The organism is Zhongshania aquatica (assembly GCF_027257955.1).
GTDB classification, from domain to species: Bacteria; Pseudomonadota; Gammaproteobacteria; order Pseudomonadales; family Spongiibacteraceae; genus Spongiibacter; species Spongiibacter aquatica.
This window is the reverse complement of the sequence record NZ_JANZNQ010000024.1, coordinates 18,934-37,161: the sequence shown is the minus strand read 5'-3', so window position 1 is coordinate 37,161 and position 18,228 is coordinate 18,934. Positions and strand designations below refer to the sequence as shown.

Sequence of the window (18,228 nt, the reverse complement as noted above, 5' to 3'; positions counted from 1 at the left end):
ACTCAAACAGAAGGTATCGAAGCACATGCGTATGCTGCAACGGAAGCCACATCGTGTCCGCAAATATTTTAAGCACGAGAAAATTCGTTATGCCGCATAACAGATACCAAAATCCGCCGGGTTAATAACGTCATGTAATGATTTCATATACCCTGCCCGGAAAAATTTATATCGCATTAATTTTCAGCTACGCAACAAGCTTAAGCGACCATTTGCACACTGATCCATTCCGCTATAAGAGCGGGCTTAGCTTCGCCCTCAATTTCAATAGTGACCTCCGTATTGATTTTATAACTACCGGGTTTGGTTTCTTCAATTGCCAATATTTTTGCTTTAGCCCGAATTCGGCTACCCACCTTAACTGGGGACAGGAAGCGCACTTTATCAAAGCCATAGTTAATACCCATATAGTAGCCATTGATAATTACACTGTATTGTTCTGAAAAATAGGACAGCATCGATAGGCTCAAAAAGCCATGGGCTATCGTACTTCCAAAAGGTGTATCTTTTGCACGCTCCGGGTCTACGTGAATAAACTGATGATCCATAGTGCAGTCAGCAAATAGGTCTATTCGGCTTTGATCTATTACTAGCCATTCAGTCGCCTCTGGCTCGAATCCAATATAGCTTTGTATATCTTGCTTTTCGATTAACGTCGTCACGTCATATCTCCCATGATGTGTTTATTTTAACTATAGCCAAAAACTAACGCCTTAGTATCGCAGACCACCAACGTTTAGATCTACCTGATGAGAACTGCCGTTGTATTTAACAGAATTTACGAGGGCTAAATCAACCTGATTAACACTTTGTAACGCCATTAGGGCACGCAATGGCTATATCAATAACGTGCTAATGAATGGACTGGAAGTTTGGATAAAGATCGGCAGGTTGAAATCTCACTATAAACCACAATAAAGCCCGACTTCAAACCAGGCACAACTATATTGAAATTATAGCCGTCTTCCGACGCCTTAATGAGACTTGGCCAAGCGGGTAAACAAGACGATCTATACTCGCCGTTTTTGAAAAGCAAGCGCTCCTAGAGACGCAAAGGTTTTTAACACCGATGTCCATGCCGCCAGATTGGGTTTAGCTTGCTTCCCCTTGCCGATACGCTCTAGCTGATGCTCATACCATGTAATATCTAACATCGTCATTGCATCTAAAGCTTTAATGCCGGTACTAAGCTTAGGAAGGTGTATTACATGGTCATCGCTCGCTATCAATTTATTGGCAAGGGAAGGATCTAATGCCAAAGGCCGCGCTAAACCAATCATATCTACTGCGCCAGACTGAATAGCACTATTCATTGCCTTAGCGGATCTAAATCCACCGGTCACCACTAGAGGCACACTCATTATATTTTGTGCTTTTTCAGCGTATTCCAAAAAATAGGCTTCCCGCTTTAGGGTACTTTCACTTGCGCCGCTGCCAACCATACTGGGGTTTTCGTAGTTCCCACCGGAGATCTCAATTAAATCGATGCCTTCATTTTGCAGCGCTTTAATGACCTCAATAGAATCAACTTCACCGAATCCACCTTTTTGGAAATCTGCCGAATTCAATTTAACAGCGACGGGAAAGTGATCGCCCACCGCCAAACGGATAGCGCGATATATTTCCATTAAAAATCGCATGCGATTTTCAAGGCTACCACCCCACTGGTCTTCGCGACGATTATGATGAGGTGACAAAAACTGATTTACCAAATAGCCATGAGCGCTGTGAATTTGGACCCCAGTAAAGCCACACGCCTTCGCTTTTGCAGCCGCCCATGCGAATTGCTCAACTATACTGAGAATCTCTACTTCCGTTAATGCTCTCGGACAGTTAAAACCTCCCTCTAAGCCATTGCCAAGTGGAACAGCCGATGGCGCAACGGGTTCTTTACTTAAGAAGTTCGGAACCTGTTTACCAGGATGATTTAACTGCATCCATACCTGTGTGCCGTTTTCAGAAGCAGCTTTAGCCCAAGCCTCAAATTTAGATATATCAGACTGTGCATCTAGCACCACATTACGGGGTTCTCCCAATGCGCTGCGATCAACCATCACGTTTCCGGTGACAAGTAGACCGGCACCACCATTTGCCCACGTACCGTAAAGCCGAATTAGCTGTTCAGTCGGATCATTTCGCTTATCCGATAACTGTTCGCTCATCGCCGATTTAAAAAGGCGATTTTTTAAACTGACTTTACCGCCTATATCCAGTTGGCTCGCTATCGTTAGTGCAATTGTCAAACCGAATTCTCCTTTTAATTAGCTATATAATAAGTTTCATAAGGAAAGCACAGACATAATCAACCGATATAGATCTTAACGTTCTTCGAGACCACCCTGGATCTTGGCGTTTTCGACTGAATATGACATTTTAATACGCCTAACGCTAGCCCATATAGAATACGATTAGGCGACAATTTAGCTATCGGCGATATCGATTGGTCGTCTACTCCAAATCCCGATAATTGGTGTCTCGTGAGCACGCAGTATTGGTTCAATTTCTCGATGAAGTGCGTGATAACGATAAAACGGCACACGCGGGAATAGATGATGGATAGAATGAAGATTCTGCCCCAACCAAAACCATTCCAATGGACGCATCCACGCAGGCATTATTAGACTACTTGTATTCTGATAACGTTTGGTATTGTCGTAAGGAAAATGTGGCCGATAGGCAAACCAATAGGCCGTAAACAGCCCTCCGATAAAATAGCCAAGCAGAACAACTATCGCAATCCCAGAGCGCTCGACAAAAATAATCGTTGATATCCGCCATCCAACTGAAAAAAACAACTCAGCACAGTAGGTAATACGCTCTCTTATCGGCGCAGTGCGCCAATTATTTCTTACAAAAAAACAATTCTGAACATAGAAGAACTTAAGTGTCGTTAAAAACACACCGACCAATCCATTTGCCATACCACTTATTATAAAGTCAGGATCTTTGCCTTCAATATTGGTATACCGATGATGGGTGAAATGCTCGTGCTTATGAGAATTATAAGGTACACCGATTAGTGGTGCGACGAGATAGCCACATAGATCATTAACCCATCGTAATTTTGGATTATTGCCATGTATATTACCATGAACCGCTTCATGTAGCGTTGTGTACGACATATAAGTTAGTACTGCCAATAACAGCGTCGCAAGCCAAACTGATATAATTCCCTGCGCAAAAAGCACAAGACTTAAGACAAAAAGACAACAGACAAGAAAAGTCAGGGCTATCGTTAGCCACGCCGTCTTTCCAATATAATTTCTTGCACAACCAAGGGCGCTTTTATTCAGTTCCGCATGCATAAACTTTACCTTTTTACTGTTGACCGATAACATAATTTGGTCATACTGTACGCTAGAGTTTCCCTATACAGCAGGGCACTTTTGTCCTTTCAGTCGCTAACTATGGCCACTTAAAACCACCTTATTCGTGAACTAGCTAGGCCTTACCAATGGGAAATATAAAAACAACACTTCGTCCTGTGGCTATTAGCAAGGTTATGATTAACTTCGCTATTAATGAGGGCATAGATTTAGAAACCTGTTTACTCGGTACTAATATTTCCGAGCATAATCTTAACGATGGAAGCGCTTTAATTGAAGTTGAACAGGAAATGCGACTGATTGAGAATATTATGCTCGCGTTGCCAGACATATCAGTACTCGGATTTAGAATAGGACTTTGCTATAACATTGCGACTTTTGGAATTTGGGGATTTTCTCTTCGCACATGTAGAACTCTAAGAGACGCACTACAAGTCGCATTACGTTTTTTACCACTCAGTACTGCATACTGCGAAATTAGTTCACACGAACACAACGGCTTTTTTAGTCTGCGAATGCATCCCCAATCTATTCCCTCACATCTTCGTCAATTTTTATTAGAACGAGACATGGCAGCCAGCATCGTCTTAGTGAAGGAATTAAGTCTGAATGAAATTCAGTCCGTAGTAGCTGAGTTCACCGAGACAAACTCAGATGACGACAACTTCATAGAAGCCATATGCTCCGCCAAACCTAGATTTAATAATTCATACAACGCCATTACGATTCCAAGTAAATATATCGACAAGCCCCTATCAACCTACGACGCCAACCTTACACACATGCTTGCAGATCAGTGCTCCCGCCAGTTACGGCAGCGGCAAGCCGGTGCGACGGCCGACTGTGTTAGGCAGCAAATTTTAGGTGCCTTAGGATTAACCGCATCGCTTGAAGATGTCGCGTCAGCACTCTCTCTTTCTAGCCGCACACTTAGACGTAAACTAGATCAAGAAAAAACCAGTTTTCGTGCTTTACTTGAAGAAGAAAGAAAACAAATGGCATTTCAATTATTAACTAGCAGCGACATGAAAATAGACGACTTAGCTGCGCATTTAGGGTACACCGACACCAGAAGCTTCACTCGCGCATTTCAAAGATGGAATGACATCTCTCCGAGTGAGTATCGTAAATCTAAGGTATAAATTTGGTGAACATTGAAAATACGCTTATTCATTTAACGGTCAGAAAAACCTCTCCCGGAAGAACTAAACCCGGGAGAGATAGATGCTATTTAAAGTATCGACGCTAGAAAGGTAAAACCGCATCTAACGCCAAAAAGTTTAGGGTCGGCCCACCATTTAACAACAAATCAACGATCCCAAGCTCGCCACTGCCAATCAGAGGCAAGCCACCATTTAAATTAGGATTCCCTGCTACTACGAGGAGCACACCGGAAACCAGCATATCGGCACCATCAAGACCGCCAACAACCGGTACGCCCCGCCCATCGATTAAGGGCAGTTCTCCGATCACTGGTAAATCACTAAGAACCGGAAAGCCAGAATTAATAAGTAGCTCATTACCTATAAGGTCGCCCAATAAGGGAAGCTCACTCAGCAGCCCCGCTCCAGCACCAGAGTCAATAGCACCTAAAACCGGCAGCTCAATCGCATCAACTGAACCCGCCAAACCTAACATAATGCTAAAAGCGACTGAGCGAGCACTCATTTTTATTTTCATATCCTTCTCCGTTTTATTGTTCATTTAACATGGTAGTTACAACATCAACACTAACTATAAGCAGCGCCCAATTTCTCGCCACACTTCTTCAACATTGCTACTAATAAGATAAAAAAGTCAGGATTACGGTATTAAGGTAATCCCGACAAACATTGCCCTGGGCCGGAACAACGTGGTGTAAACCATTTTTCTCAAGATAATTTAAACCATCCTCAGCATTAGTACTTGTAGGTAACTTCTAATCCGTAAGTTCTCGGCGGCCCTTGCTGGAAGTAATCAAAGCCGAAACCAGCCTGCAAATTAATCGCGTAACCATCATATTTTGTCTCAGTAATGTTCTTAGCCCACACCGCGACGCTGTAGTTCTCATCACTACCAAACCAAGTGAACCGTGCATTATACAAGCCATAGGCATCTTGCTTTATATTGTCGTAACCTATTTTGTCATTGTATGCGCTATACCATTGATCACCCTGATAATTACCGTTTAGGTTCATACTAAGATAACCGTAGTCATTAGTAAGAATTTCGTAATCAATAGATATATTTGCGCTAATTTTTGGGGCTGAGATCAATTCATTACCCGACAGATCAACAATATCATCATCGTTATTTACTGTTTGCACGTTAGAAAGTTCGAGTTCGGTGTACTCACTTTTCAGAAGCCCTAAACCAATCTGTACGGTCAGTTTTTCAGTGAGGGCGAAGTACATTTCTGATTCAAAGCCGAATATTTTTGAACCTCCCGCATTCTCTAAGAAATTGGAAACACCAACGACGTTAATGAATTGCTGATCGGTATAGTCGTAATAAAAGAATGCACTGTTTATACGAGCACGACGATCCCATAAGTCGGCTTTAAAACCAAACTCGTAAGCATCTAGGAATTCTGGCGATGCGTATGCATCTTCAAAATCTCGCTCTTCGTAATACACACCCGCATTGAAGTTGCCCGCCCTAAAACCGCGGCTATAACTGGTGTATATCATTAACTCATCATTAAATCGGTAGTCTAGACCAATCTTCCCAGTCCATTCTTTTTCGTGGGCACTTAGTGGCGTAGCGGAATCGGTAGTGTAGGGTCCGGTGGTATACCCGGTCTGCGCCGTTAGTAGAAGCTCATCTAGACCTATATTGCCGTTAAGCAACTCTGAAATAACTAAGCCGGGTTCAATTGGACTTTGCCCGGCGACATTTGCCGGTATAAAAATATTATCGACTCCCGTGTTATTACCTGGCACATATGTACCAAGAGGAGTACCGTCATAACCAACTCTGGAGACATTTAAGTAGGTCATATCGATTTTGTCGTCTGTATAGCGCAGACCAAAATCCATCCCAAGATTAGCTGTAATATTCCAACGAAGCTGCGAATAGAGTGCAACACTTGTTTTTTCTGTATCTAGTTTTTGGTCAAGAACACCGAAATCTAGGAGATAGGGATAATATCCGGTAACCCCAGGGAAAGTTGTCGCTGTCCTAGTATCTGGCGGGGTTTCATATAATCGGTATTTATTATTTAGCTGCTGATCTTCCGTCGCATAATAGGCTCCAGCGATAAGATCAAAATCCTCTAGAAAAGTGGTAGAAATCCTAAAATCTTGACTGAACGCCTGAGTATCTACTGCCCAATTTATTTCGAGCAACTCATCAGGGCTCCCGTCAACATTCTGGGCCTGTTTATAATCCGATTTTGTGAAGGAAGTAACAGCAGTAAGTGTGTACCCATCGGCGACATGCTCAATTTTGTTAACCAATAAATCTGAATTAACCACGAGCGCGCCGGTAAAATTATCCTCCACCTCATAATAGCCTAGATTTTTTGCAGGGCGAGAATAGGCGGTATTATCGATAAAACCATTGTTGGGCTTGTCATTATAGGTACCCACCCCCGATGTTTCTAAAGCCGTTACCAGTTCTGGATTCTTAGACAAATCCCCGCGAGGCTCATTACGGCTCGGACTACCTAGTGCGTCATTACGCGCCTTTGAGTATTTAAACACCATGTTAGTAGAATCTGACAAATTCCAATTTAAAACTAATCTCGCCGCCTGAAAATCCTGCTGTGACAAGTCGGCGCCACCAAGTACGTTTTCAAAATAGCCATCCCGACGAGAATAGGAGTAAACCAGTCGCGCAGCCAACGTATCTTCGATAAGCGTCCCTTCGAGGCCATAATCGCCGGCGTGGCCGTTGTAATTACGGACACCTTGCTTGGCATTGAATGCTGTAGGGTCATCGATCTGAGGGGTTTTAGTAACAATATTGATGGCACCACCGGTGGTATTCTTTCCGTACAAGGTACCCTGTGGGCCTCGCAACACTTCAAGACGCTCTACGTCAAAAAAGCTCATGCCATGTGTGTACACAGCCCCTAAATAGGCCTCGTCGTTATACACGCCGATTGGACTGGCTTGGTTAGAGCTATAATCAGACATACTCACACCACGGATCGAAAATATGGGCTGAACCTCACCGTAGGGGCCACTTACCTGCATATTGGGCACCTGAGCAGAAATATCATTGGCACTGGAGAATCCAAATTTCTCCAGCTGATTTTCTGACATACCGGTTATTGCGATAGGCGTATCCTGGGTACTGGCAGACCGCTTTTGGGCCGTGACAATCACCTCTTCTAGCTGAGGTACCGCCATAGCGGCGCTGGATACAATAAAGAGACTAGCGCAAACACACAAACCGGTCTTATTCCGTTTTATTCCCATTATTATGAATCCTCTAAAAAGCATATCGGGATATTTATAAGTAGCCAGAGTAACCTAATATTTTTATTAATTGCGGTCAGAAACATTCAAAAAAGGACAGCCGAGGTATTATCAGGTCGATAAGCCAGAAACTAACTTATACACATTGGCCTTAACTTGAAGAAGTTATCTCAATTAGCGAGACAAGCTCCACGCATTCGCTTTCAGCAATGACACCACCACATATCCGCCCACCGCCAGGACATGCAACACCAGATCCTATAAATAGAGAAAATCGCAAATACTGTGATTCAGATCACATCAATATCAACCTTAAGCACTATAGACTTTGGCGTAACACCGGCTTTTGGTGGCAATTTTGAAAACCCTATAGACGCCATTCCAAGCTCACGGTATATTCGGTCATCTGGCATAAGGCTTTAATTACAAAGAATAATATGCACCGACGCCAAAGTTATTCATCTATCTTGTTGCAACTGACCGAGCTAAATACACAGTGCATGTAACTCGATTCAAATAGATTGACGATAATGAAATGTGAATTGGACGATACACCATCTTTCCAAGCACCGCTTTTCCCTATAGCGCTTCTAGATTTGGCGGAAAAATTTTACGATTTCAGGAAACTGAATAGGTCTGCGCTATATAAGCGTTGCAATATAACGCCAGCGCAAATATCACGGTCAGAAAACATTATAAGTGGCTGGCAGTTTCGTGAGATTCTGCTTAGCTGCAAAGACATAGCGCGCCCCGGAATCCCTCTATCGGTACAGCTTGCAGACTTCACTCCTATAACCGTTCCAGGCGGAATGTTTGGCCTCGCCTCGTTTACCGCAAGGGATACTCGCCAAGCATTAGAAGTCATGATTGACTTCGCCCATACAGTAATGCCGGCTTACCGTTTCGAACGACTTAATATGGGCGGACAGTGCCACATTATTCTACAACCCGCGATGGACTTCGGAGATGTGCAATTCATACTAGATGAAGCGGTTTGTGGTTATTTTTTAAACCTCAGACTTTTCACTCATTTCAGTAATCCGCCTATACAGGTTCATCTTAGCCATGAGCCTTTAGGTGAAATAGATACTTACGAAGATTACTTTAAAGCAAAGTATTTTTTTTCAAAAAAAACAATTAAAATTATTTTCGAAAAGCATCATTTATCGCAACCCCTGCACACCCATAATCAATCGACATTTAACGAGGTGTATTGCAATTTAAAAGGTTCATTAAATTCAGCTTCAAACTTGTCAACCACCGGCAAGGTCAAGGTAAAGAAAAATATTCAGCTACGGCTAGCTGACGGCCAAGCAATTAGCATCTGCCAAATTGCTGAGCAAATGAACATCTCCGAGCGCACACTCGCTAGACGATTACATAATGAGAACAGCTCATTCGCAGAGATCAAACAGCAAGTCTCTTTCGATTACGCGAAGCTACTTCTGGAAAGTACCGAATATCCAATATGTAAGATTGCGCATATCTGTGGCTATAATAGCGACTCCAACTTTTCGCGGGCATTCAAAGGCTCAACCGGGCAAACCCCTAAGCAATTTCGATGCAAATAGTCATAACTAAGGCTAAGCTCCACCGACTAAATATACATAGTTAGCTAAACCGTATCCTGTAAATGATTCTCGGGAATAAAGCTCATTGCCCGCTCGGCTAGTGCTGTGATAGTAAGACTCGGGTTCACACCTAGATTTGCAGACAACATGGAACCGTCGATTACATACATATTCTGGTAATTGAACACGCGATTTTGGGCATCTATTACACCTGTTTCACTGCTAGACGACATGGCACAACCGCCCATACAGTGGGCTGTCATAGGCACATTAAACGCGATTTCAGACAGTGAGCTTAAGCCTATTCCACCCGTCGCGTGCGCCACCTTTTCAACAAACGCGTTAGCTTCCGGAATAAAGGTTGGAATACGATCACCCTCGGTACTCAAACCTTTTGAAAACGGCCAATACCAACGGCGCTTCCAACGCATATTGATGTGGCCGTCCAGTGTTTGCATTACCAGCAAAATGACAGTTTCTCGTGAAAATCGCCAAGGCAGCAAACTACGTAGTCCTGAAACTGGCTTACGACCAAGTAGCAGCAACATTGCCTTAAGCCACAAAACCAAACGAATTGATCCTGGACGACCACCAGTCAGTACCGTAAAGAGCCCACTCAAGAGATTGGAACCATCCGGATAGCGAACAGCTTCAATGTGGGTATGGGGATCGATATGAATCCCTGAACCTATCGCAATGCCCTTTGAGAGATCCTCTTTCGCTCCAGGGTAACGAACACCCAGTATCGACTCTGAGTTAGTTCGAACGCGATTTCCGAGATCGTCGGAGATATTGGGTAGAGAGCCCTTATCTTTCAGGTTAAATAGTAAATCTTGCGTCCCCAATGACGACGCTGAAAGCACCACTGATCGCGCGGTGATGCTCTGCGGCGACTTAAAGAATCGAGAAAAACTGCCGACGGTTGTTATTGCATAGCCCTCACTGCCATCAACAACCCCGTTTAAGGGTCGAACATCAACCACCTTGGTCTCTGCTCTTACTTCAGCACCCAATCCCTCGGCTAGGTAGAGGTAGTTTTTATCTAAGGTATTTTTAGCGTCATAGCGACAACCAACCATGCAACCGCCACAGGCAATACAAGATTTCCGACGCGGCCCATCACCGCCAAAATACGGGTCTTCGTATTCCGTTCCAGGCGCATCCTGTTCATCGCCGAAAAACACCCCGACATCTGTGTAATAGAAGGTATCCTCGACACCATCCGCCCGTGCCATTTCTCTCAATTTCTCATCAGCGGCGGCAGGTCGCTTATTTTGAATAACACCAAGCATTTTCTTCGCTGTAGCATAGTGACTCGGCATCACCGACACCCAATCATCTAACTGCGCCCAACCGCCCTCCTCCCAAACGGATTCAGGGGGAATCAATAATGTTTGCGCATAAGTAATAGAGCCACCGCCCACGGCATTGCCATGCATAATCATCACATGCCTGAACAAGCGCAAACTTAAAAAGCCGCGCAGCCCAAGTACTGGCTGCCACAAGTAATTCCACACTTTCCAACTACTTGAAGGAAGATTTTGCGGCGTCCAACGTCGCCCTTGCTCAACAACAAGAACTCGGTAGCCCTTTTGAGTTAAGCGAAAGGCGCTAACACTCCCACCAAAACCTGAGCCAATAACAAGGTAATCGTAATCAAATTTCTGCATAGCTAATTTACATATTCGCGGGAAGTACTCTAATAAAAAAGACCTCCCGTGACACTGATCTTATGTTATCCAATTAAATTCTGAAAACACAGAAACAACTGACGAGAGGTGTTAGTAAAGCGCTATACCGTTAGCCTTAGCGAGACTTAGGTCTCAGCTTTACCTGCATTGAGGTATAACCACTTACAAAGTTTGAGCGCACTCTTTCAGGCTCTTCCAGCACTTCAATTTTGTCGAAACGTTTAAGTATTTCTTCCCACGTTATACGCAGCTGCATTTCACCTAAGCGATTACCCATGCAGCGATGGATACCGAAGCCAAATGAAAGATGGTGCCTAGCTTTCGCCCGATCAATAATAACTTGGTTAGGATTATCTATAACGCGATCATCCCGGTTACCGGAGATATACCACATGACGACTTTGTCGCCTTTTTTAATTAACTTACCACCAAGCTCGATATCGCAATTTGCAACACGACGCATATGGGATAGCGGTGTTTGCCAGCGGATAATTTCTGAGACCATACTTGGAATTAATTTTGGGTTCGCGCAGAGCTTTTCAAACTCTTCAGGAAATCTATCCATTGCCAGTACACTGCCACTGATCGAATGGCGAGTAGTGTCATTACCGCCCACGATTAATAGACCTAAATTCCCCATGAATTCGGCGGGCCGAGTAATCATGTCGCGGGTGTCTTCATTAGACTCCAAGAGGCTAATCAAATCAAAACCGACAGGATTTCCGGCCTTACGGGACGCTGATTTTTGCTCCCACAAACCCGCAAAGGTCGTCACCATATCTTGCAGTGCAGCAAAACGCTCTTCCGGCAGCGCGGTGCCTCCAGATAGCTCAGGAGCGCCAGTCGCCATCTCTGACCAATATACTAATTTATGTCTATCCTCATACGGGAAGTCGAAAATAGTCGCCAGCATCTGCGAGGTTAATTCAATAGATACATTGGAGACCCAATCAAAGCTTTCATTCACCGGAAGCTTGTCAAGAATGGTCGCTATTCGCTCACGGATTAAATCTTCCATTGCCGCAAGATTCCTAGGCGCGACAACAGACTGAACCGCGGCTCTCTGATCGTCATGCTTCGGTGGATCCATCGATATAAAATTTTCAAGCGGTAGCGTCGGGTCCGGATCGCCGATCATAATCCACGGCTCAGAGGAAAAATCCACGTGATTCGTATCTACTGCGACGATATCTTCAAATCGAGTAACAGACCAAAAAGGACCAAATGGGCTTTCTTTGAGATAATGCACCGGATCCTCATCGCGCACTCGACGGAAATAATCTTCCCATCGATTTTGCGAATATAGATTAGGGTCGCTCAAATTAATGCTCTCAAGCGGCACGCTATAGGGATCGGGCAACATGTTATTTTCCTGACTGGTTTGACTTGTCATGACAGTAACTCCATTTTGTCGTATTACATTTGAAATTCGGGAATATCGACAATCATGCCGCTCATTTCCGGCTGAATGGTGACCTGACAGGCCAAGCGCGAACGCGCATCGTGTTCGGGCGTCATTTCCAGCATTAGGGCTTCACTTTCGCTCGGCGCACCCACTTTATCCAGCCACTGCTGAGAAACCCTTACGTGGCAGGTACCGCAGGCGCATGAACCGCCACAGTCAGCGTCAATACCGGGTATTGCGTTATCGACCGCCACCTGCATGAGATTAGTCCCCTGCTTTGCGCTTACACGGTGATGTTCACCGTTGTGCTCAACGAACGTTAGGTCAATCACGGCGTTCCTCCTTATTCTAATTTGTCGTAAATTTGATTCTCGGTAGATTAACGGCGATTGACCTATCATTTATGGTCTAAAAATATTCATTACCAGACATTTATCGTTGACGATATTTTCAAGCACACCTTTAGATGCCGCGGTTAGTGATAAGTAAGATGAAGTGAATAGCGGGAATCATTAACGATAGGGTTAGCGAGAATATAGCTTGAGATAACAGTAGAGAAAGTGAGGATTGATATTAGATATAGGGGCTCGAATAAACCTAATATATTTAAGAAAAGTGAAGCAGAACGTGGATCATTAATACCAGCGGATCCATACTTCAGAGCACTATAGGTGTGTTGCAAAACTACCGCGAAGGGCTCAAACGCAATGGGAAGCGCACAAGAATGATCAAACGAAAACCCTTTGGACGTCGTAGGTCGCTAACTATGTCTCACTCGGACATGGTGCTAACCCCTATCTAAACTTAGCGTCACTTAAGCCAAAAGCGGATCGGGACGGACTTCGGCCCCGACACAAATTCAGAGTGAATTAACGCGCCCTCTCCATGCATTTCTACTTTGCTCAATTTTGGAAGTAAGGCTTCCCACAAACACTTCATTTCCAATCTCGCCAAATGCTGCCCAAGGCATAAGTGTCCGCCGGCACCAAAGGAAAGTTGGCGATTCACAGTGCGATCTAAACGAAACTCATAGGGATTAGAAAATTCGGCCTCATCCCTATTCGCCGACACATAGGAAAGGTATAGCCGATCCCCTTTCGCTATTTTTTGCCCAGCTAATTCGGTATCTACAACTGCGGTACGCACAAAATGCTTTACCGGTGAGGCCCAACGAATAGACTCATTGACGAAGGCGGTAATTTTACTTGGATTTTCCTGCAATTCCTGAAGAAGATGAGGCTGCTCCGCCAACATCCACATTGACGTTGCCATAGTGTGAGCGGAGGAGTCATGTCCCGCTGTAGACAAAATAATAAAATAGGACACCGCATTCCAATCAGTCAATGCAGTACCGTCAATTTTACCGTTAGCGATCATCGAGGCAATATCGTCCTTCGGATCTTCGCGACGCTGACGAACTAACTCTAAGTAGTATTCTGAAAACTCTTCAAAAACCAACTTCCATGTTCGAACCTGCTGTTCAGGGTCTGTAGGATCAGTGCCAGGTCTTGCCAGCTCTGGGTCACCCCAAGAAAATAGCCACTGGGTTAGCCGCAACATTTTCGGGTGATCCTCAACCGGAACGCCGACCAAATCCATCACCATTTCTAGGGGGTATAGTGTGGCAATCTCCTTAGAGAAATCAATAAACCCATCAGACGCCAACATTTTATCAACATACTTTTGAGCAATGCGTCGGGCCTTGCCCTCCAGGGTTCGTATATTTTTAGGTGTGAAGAACTGCGCCGTAAGCGCACGATGATTGCGATGCTCATCGCCGTCCATCTGTACAAGTGAATGGAATATATTTGGATCACCGCCGGTAAAGTGCTTTACGAGTTCTTCACCAAGAATCGGAATAAGAGTGGCCGAACGCACCGCATTGGCATATACATCATTTAGCTTAGATACCTCCATAACATCCGCATGGCGAGATACAATCCAGTGAGGATCGAACCCTGGCACCTCCGCGATGGCTAGAGGATACTCAGCACGAATCTTATCAAAAATCGCTTCTACGGCACCGCGCTCTGCGAACGTAGCAGGATTAAAAATAGGGGCAACTAATTCAGTCGGGATAATTCTTGTCATATTATTTCCGGGATTATATCTGCGGGCCAAGGGAGGACGTTCGATCCCAATCTATAAAGTCGATAAATCTGTTCACCAACCCCAAATACGCCTTACATTATTGTTATCGATGTTCGCGGAACACGGAATTTTAGTCTTTAGCTTATCACCAAGGGAAGTACATGATCACACCTTGAGTATGAATTAATTCATTTACTCACAAATATTACCAGCTTGCCAAATATTGAGAATTACGCAAATATTCCTAGGCCACTCCAGCAAATACATCGAGAAAACTCACTCAACAAACACTCTAAACAGTGACGGTCCAAGAAATCACTTAAGCTCAGCTACCAGCAGATTGCTTATCAGGCCCACGATAAGATTTATACTCTCAGCTTCGCCCTTTGCTTGACCAACATGAAGCCGGTGCCAAAACTCAAAAGAGGCTATTGCATCTATAGCTTCCCGAGTTTCAGGGGAAACCGAATTTAATTCCGGCAGCCAAATATCCAAATCCTTTCTCAATTTAAGCTGGTTAGCACCGTGCTTTTCGCGTAGCACTGGCGAGCGCCACAGCAAGGCATGGGTAGCTAAAATAACGGGGGACAAGGCGATATAGGCGTATGCGTGGCGCTCTATAGCATGCTGCAGGCGTTGCGCTAAACTACCGCTGCGATCTCCGCCGCGAAACAAATCTAAGTAATAATCTTCAATGCGCGCATTAATCTCATTATAAAGCTGCTCCATTTCGGAAAAGTGTCTGAATACGGTACGAATAGCGATATTGGCGCGGTCAGCAACTTGCTGGGCAGTCGGAATCAACACTCCCTCATTAATCAAGTCCAGCATCGCCTCAATAATAAGCTGACGGCTGCGCTTACTGCGCTGAACACGTCCATCTGCGGCTCCTATTTTTGACGCTAACTGGGTATCGCTCATAATTTCTGTAACCGTATAGTAAAGAAAAACTAGATCACATTCTGAGCGATCTTGCTGACACTAAAATCAATTTTAATATAATATTATTTCTGAAGCATATTTCGTGCAGAGTCTTTGAATTTCTCAGCATCGGCGTCGTCTTCAAGTAAATTACCCAAGCTAAACGGCACTTCGATACCTTTCGCCATGCCCGGCTGGCTCTTCATTACCGTCAGCCAACGATCCAAATGATCTAAACCGTCAACAGAAACGCCGGACCATTTGTAAGTGCGTACCCAACACCAATTGGCAATATCTGCAATAGAGTAATCGTCTGCCAACCATTCATTATTGGCTAAATGGCCATTTAGCACTTCAAATAAACGTCGACATTCGTTTTGATAGCGATCAATTGCAGGTTGAATTTTCTCTGGAAAATAGCGATAAAATACATTGGCCTGCCCCATCATTGGCCCCACACCACCCATTTGAAACATCAGCCATTGAATCACTTTCGATCGCCCCTTGGCGTCAGTCGGCATTAACTTTCCCGCCTTCTCTGCCAAGTAAATCATAATCGCGCCGGACTCAAATACGGCGAAGTTATCGTTGTCGCGATCAACAATAGCCGGGATACGACCATTGGGATTTAGGGCAAGAAATTCTGGCTTTTTCTGGTCGCCGGCACCGATATCCACATACTTGGTTTCATAGGGCAGACTAAGCGCCTCTAGGGTACACGATGCCTTGTGGCCATTGGGGGTTGGCGCAGTATATAAATCAATCATACATAACTCCTCTTAGTATTCATTTTAGTAGCCGTGCTGACCATTAATAATGGACTGGTAAAAGTCATTATCTAACACTTCATAGCGGCTCGACTTAGGCTTTAACACATAAATCACATCGTCAACTTCACTAAGATTGTATGACTGCTTGCGCAAACTCGCTTTGAATAGTTTGAAGGTGACGGTAGTCTCTGCTGCAGGCTGAATCCGTAAAAACACGGGTCGTGCGTAGGCTGGCATCTCTGTCATAACGTAGTTTGAAAACTCTTCAGAATCGAATTCCACACCTTGCCTTAAAGTAATTGCCGCCATCCCTGCGCGACCCTCTACGCCAGGGACTTCTACGCCATACACATTCGCGATCTCAACCTGTGAATTCGCATTTAAAATCTCGCCCACTTCATTCGTAGACACGTTTTCTGAGCGCCATCGAAATGTATCACCCAATCGGTCGACAAATTGATAATGCGCTAGACCAAGGGCGAAACCGACATCAATCTTTTTGATGACATCACCAGTATTAAACCAACGATCACCCTTTTTCCTCACATCTGACAATACTTTACTGTTCGACGCTTTCTTGTCGTTATAACCATCAAATTTAAAACGATCATCAATTTTCATCAGGAGAACACCCGGCTCCCCATCATTCACCTCAGCCAACTTTCCTTTGGCATCACGAACCATTTCATCCGCATCAAAATCATACTTCACCAGCAATATATCGGCCGACGTGGTACCAATCGTTTTATCTTTGTTTAGCAAGTTAATAAAAAAAGCATTTCCTTCGCTAGAGCCATAGAACTCCGTTATACGAGGTATTTTGAATCGCTGTCGAAACACATCCCATACATCTGGCCGTAAGCCATTACCGACCATGGTCTGAATCGGATTATTTTTCTCATCGGGGGATTCTTTTTGCATAGCCAAATACCGGCACAACTCCCCGACGTATACAAATAATGTCGTTTGATGCTCCCGAACCTCGGACCAAAAATTGCTAGCCGAAAAACGTCGGCGTAGAAATATCGACGCACCGGAATAAAGGCTAGTACCAACACCGGGACCTAAACCTGTGAAATGATAGAGCGGCAAGCAAAGATAAATTCTATCTGTTTGCTTAGCACGAAACCCGATGCGGGCATACGGTTCTGATGCAGCCAAATACCGACGGTGCAATATAAGTGCGGCCTTGGGCAGACCTGTCGTGCCAGATGTAAGTATAAAACAGGCCTTTTCACCCGCTCGAATATCGAGGGTCTCGGGCAAATTATCGGAGGGCATAGTATCTAATATTGCCATCACATCGAAGGCCCATGAGGGTGCCAGAGAGTCCGGGCCGACTTCAGTAGCAGAACTAGTCAGCGCCTCATCTTTAACCCAAATAAAATCATTGTTTGACAGCGGTAATTCATCTTTAACGTCGGCAATACTGCCTATCAGCTCTTGACCAACAATGCACTTAGTTGCATTAGTAATATTAATACAGTGAACCAGCGACTTGCCTTGCAAGCTGGTATTAATCAATCCCGTCGCCGCACCAAGCTTAGCCAGCGCGAAAAAACAGGCCAGCATCTCGATACGGTTTTCCATTAGAAGACCAACGCAATCACCGCGCTTTACACCCTGACCTTTTAAAGCATGGGCAAGGCGGTTAACTAAGATATTGAATTCACCCCAGCTTAATTCACGCCCCTCAAAGACAATCGCAGACTTATCTGCATAACGCGCCGCCGTTTCTTGAAAAAGTCGGCCTAGAGATTTCTTCTCATTGTCTTTCGGAGGTCGATATAAAACCGCCGGCAGCACTGAAACCAAGTCGCGTATTACCCGAGTAAACTCCGTCATCATTCAACATCCTTTATTGGTATTTAACAGCGGTTGATGAAGCTGTATTTATGATTATTCATTATTGTTGAAATACTACTTGTACAATTCAAAGCAATCTAATCGCCAGTAACGATAAATATGTACACCTTTTAAAAGGACCAGGTGATTTGGCAATATCAGGCTGACGCAACTCAGTCAAACCGAATAAAACCATTGACTGAAT

At 44.4% G+C, this 18,228-nt stretch carries 14 protein-coding genes; 2 read left to right on the top strand and 12 right to left on the bottom strand.

The genetic code is table 11. From position 1 onward, the window contains the following. Window positions 1–200 precede the first annotated feature (200 nt). The 3 genes from O9X78_RS17450 to O9X78_RS17440 all read right to left on the bottom strand — a co-directional run bounded on the left by O9X78_RS17450 (window position 201) and on the right by O9X78_RS17440 (window position 3,305). Window positions 201–662 carry a MaoC family dehydratase gene (locus O9X78_RS17450; protein ID WP_269620993.1) on the bottom strand — a complete coding sequence of 154 codons (462 nt, stop codon included), beginning with the start codon at window positions 660–662 and terminating at the stop codon, window positions 201–203. A gap of 348 nt (window positions 663–1,010) precedes the next feature. Next, window positions 1,011–2,243 carry an NADH:flavin oxidoreductase/NADH oxidase family protein gene (locus tag O9X78_RS17445; RefSeq protein ID WP_269620992.1) on the bottom strand — a complete coding sequence of 411 codons (1,233 nt, stop codon included), beginning with the start codon at window positions 2,241–2,243 and terminating at the stop codon, window positions 1,011–1,013. Between the two features lie 177 nt (window positions 2,244–2,420). Further along, on the bottom strand, window positions 2,421–3,305 hold the full coding sequence (locus O9X78_RS17440; protein ID WP_269620991.1) for a fatty acid desaturase family protein: 885 nt from the start codon (window positions 3,303–3,305) through the stop codon (window positions 2,421–2,423). Between the two features lie 149 nt (window positions 3,306–3,454). On the opposite strand from O9X78_RS17440, the gene O9X78_RS17435 reads away from it, so the two are divergent. Further along, on the top strand, window positions 3,455–4,468 hold the full coding sequence (locus O9X78_RS17435; RefSeq protein ID WP_269620990.1) for an AraC family transcriptional regulator: 1,014 nt from the start codon (window positions 3,455–3,457) through the stop codon (window positions 4,466–4,468). A 103-nt stretch (window positions 4,469–4,571) separates the two neighbouring features. Here the strand turns inward: O9X78_RS17435 and O9X78_RS17430 are convergent, their stop codons facing one another. After that, window positions 4,572–5,006, bottom strand: coding sequence for a hypothetical protein (locus O9X78_RS17430; RefSeq protein ID WP_269620989.1), 435 nt, complete (start codon window positions 5,004–5,006; stop codon window positions 4,572–4,574). Between the two features lie 218 nt (window positions 5,007–5,224). Then, window positions 5,225–7,729, bottom strand: a complete 2,505-nt coding sequence (locus O9X78_RS17425) for a TonB-dependent receptor (RefSeq protein WP_269620988.1) — start codon at window positions 7,727–7,729, stop codon at window positions 5,225–5,227. A 530-nt stretch (window positions 7,730–8,259) separates the two neighbouring features. Between O9X78_RS17425 and O9X78_RS17420 the strand changes: the two genes are divergently transcribed. Continuing rightward, window positions 8,260–9,300 carry a helix-turn-helix domain-containing protein gene (locus O9X78_RS17420; protein WP_269620987.1) on the top strand — a complete coding sequence of 347 codons (1,041 nt, stop codon included), beginning with the start codon at window positions 8,260–8,262 and terminating at the stop codon, window positions 9,298–9,300. A gap of 44 nt (window positions 9,301–9,344) precedes the next feature. Here the strand turns inward: O9X78_RS17420 and choxAB are convergent, their stop codons facing one another. The 7 genes from choxAB to O9X78_RS17385 form a co-directional block, all read right to left on the bottom strand. Then, on the bottom strand, window positions 9,345–10,970 hold the full coding sequence (choxAB, locus tag O9X78_RS17415; RefSeq protein WP_269620986.1) for a cholesterol oxidase: 1,626 nt from the start codon (window positions 10,968–10,970) through the stop codon (window positions 9,345–9,347). Between the two features lie 136 nt (window positions 10,971–11,106). Continuing rightward, a complete protein-coding gene (locus O9X78_RS17410) occupies window positions 11,107–12,384 on the bottom strand; it encodes a cytochrome P450 (RefSeq protein ID WP_269620985.1) in 1,278 nt (425 codons plus the stop codon). Window positions 12,385–12,407: 23 nt separating this feature from the next. After that, window positions 12,408–12,728, bottom strand: coding sequence for a 2Fe-2S iron-sulfur cluster-binding protein (locus tag O9X78_RS17405; RefSeq protein WP_269620984.1), 321 nt, complete (start codon window positions 12,726–12,728; stop codon window positions 12,408–12,410). 478 nt (window positions 12,729–13,206) lie between these two features. After that, complete coding sequence (locus O9X78_RS17400) at window positions 13,207–14,487, bottom strand: cytochrome P450 (RefSeq protein ID WP_269620983.1); 1,281 nt, start codon at window positions 14,485–14,487, stop codon at window positions 13,207–13,209. A 315-nt stretch (window positions 14,488–14,802) separates the two neighbouring features. After that, entirely contained in the window at window positions 14,803–15,408 is a 606-nt protein-coding gene (locus O9X78_RS17395; protein ID WP_269620982.1) for a TetR/AcrR family transcriptional regulator, read from the bottom strand. 83 nt (window positions 15,409–15,491) lie between these two features. Beyond that, the gene (locus O9X78_RS17390; RefSeq protein WP_269620981.1) at window positions 15,492–16,175 is read right to left on the bottom strand and encodes a glutathione S-transferase family protein; all 684 of its coding nucleotides are present in this window, start codon (window positions 16,173–16,175) and stop codon (window positions 15,492–15,494) included. Window positions 16,176–16,199: 24 nt separating this feature from the next. Beyond that, window positions 16,200–18,026: a long-chain-acyl-CoA synthetase gene (locus O9X78_RS17385; protein WP_269620980.1), complete on the bottom strand. Its 1,827-nt coding sequence runs from the start codon at window positions 18,024–18,026 to the stop codon at window positions 16,200–16,202. Window positions 18,027–18,228: the final 202 nt, after the last annotated feature.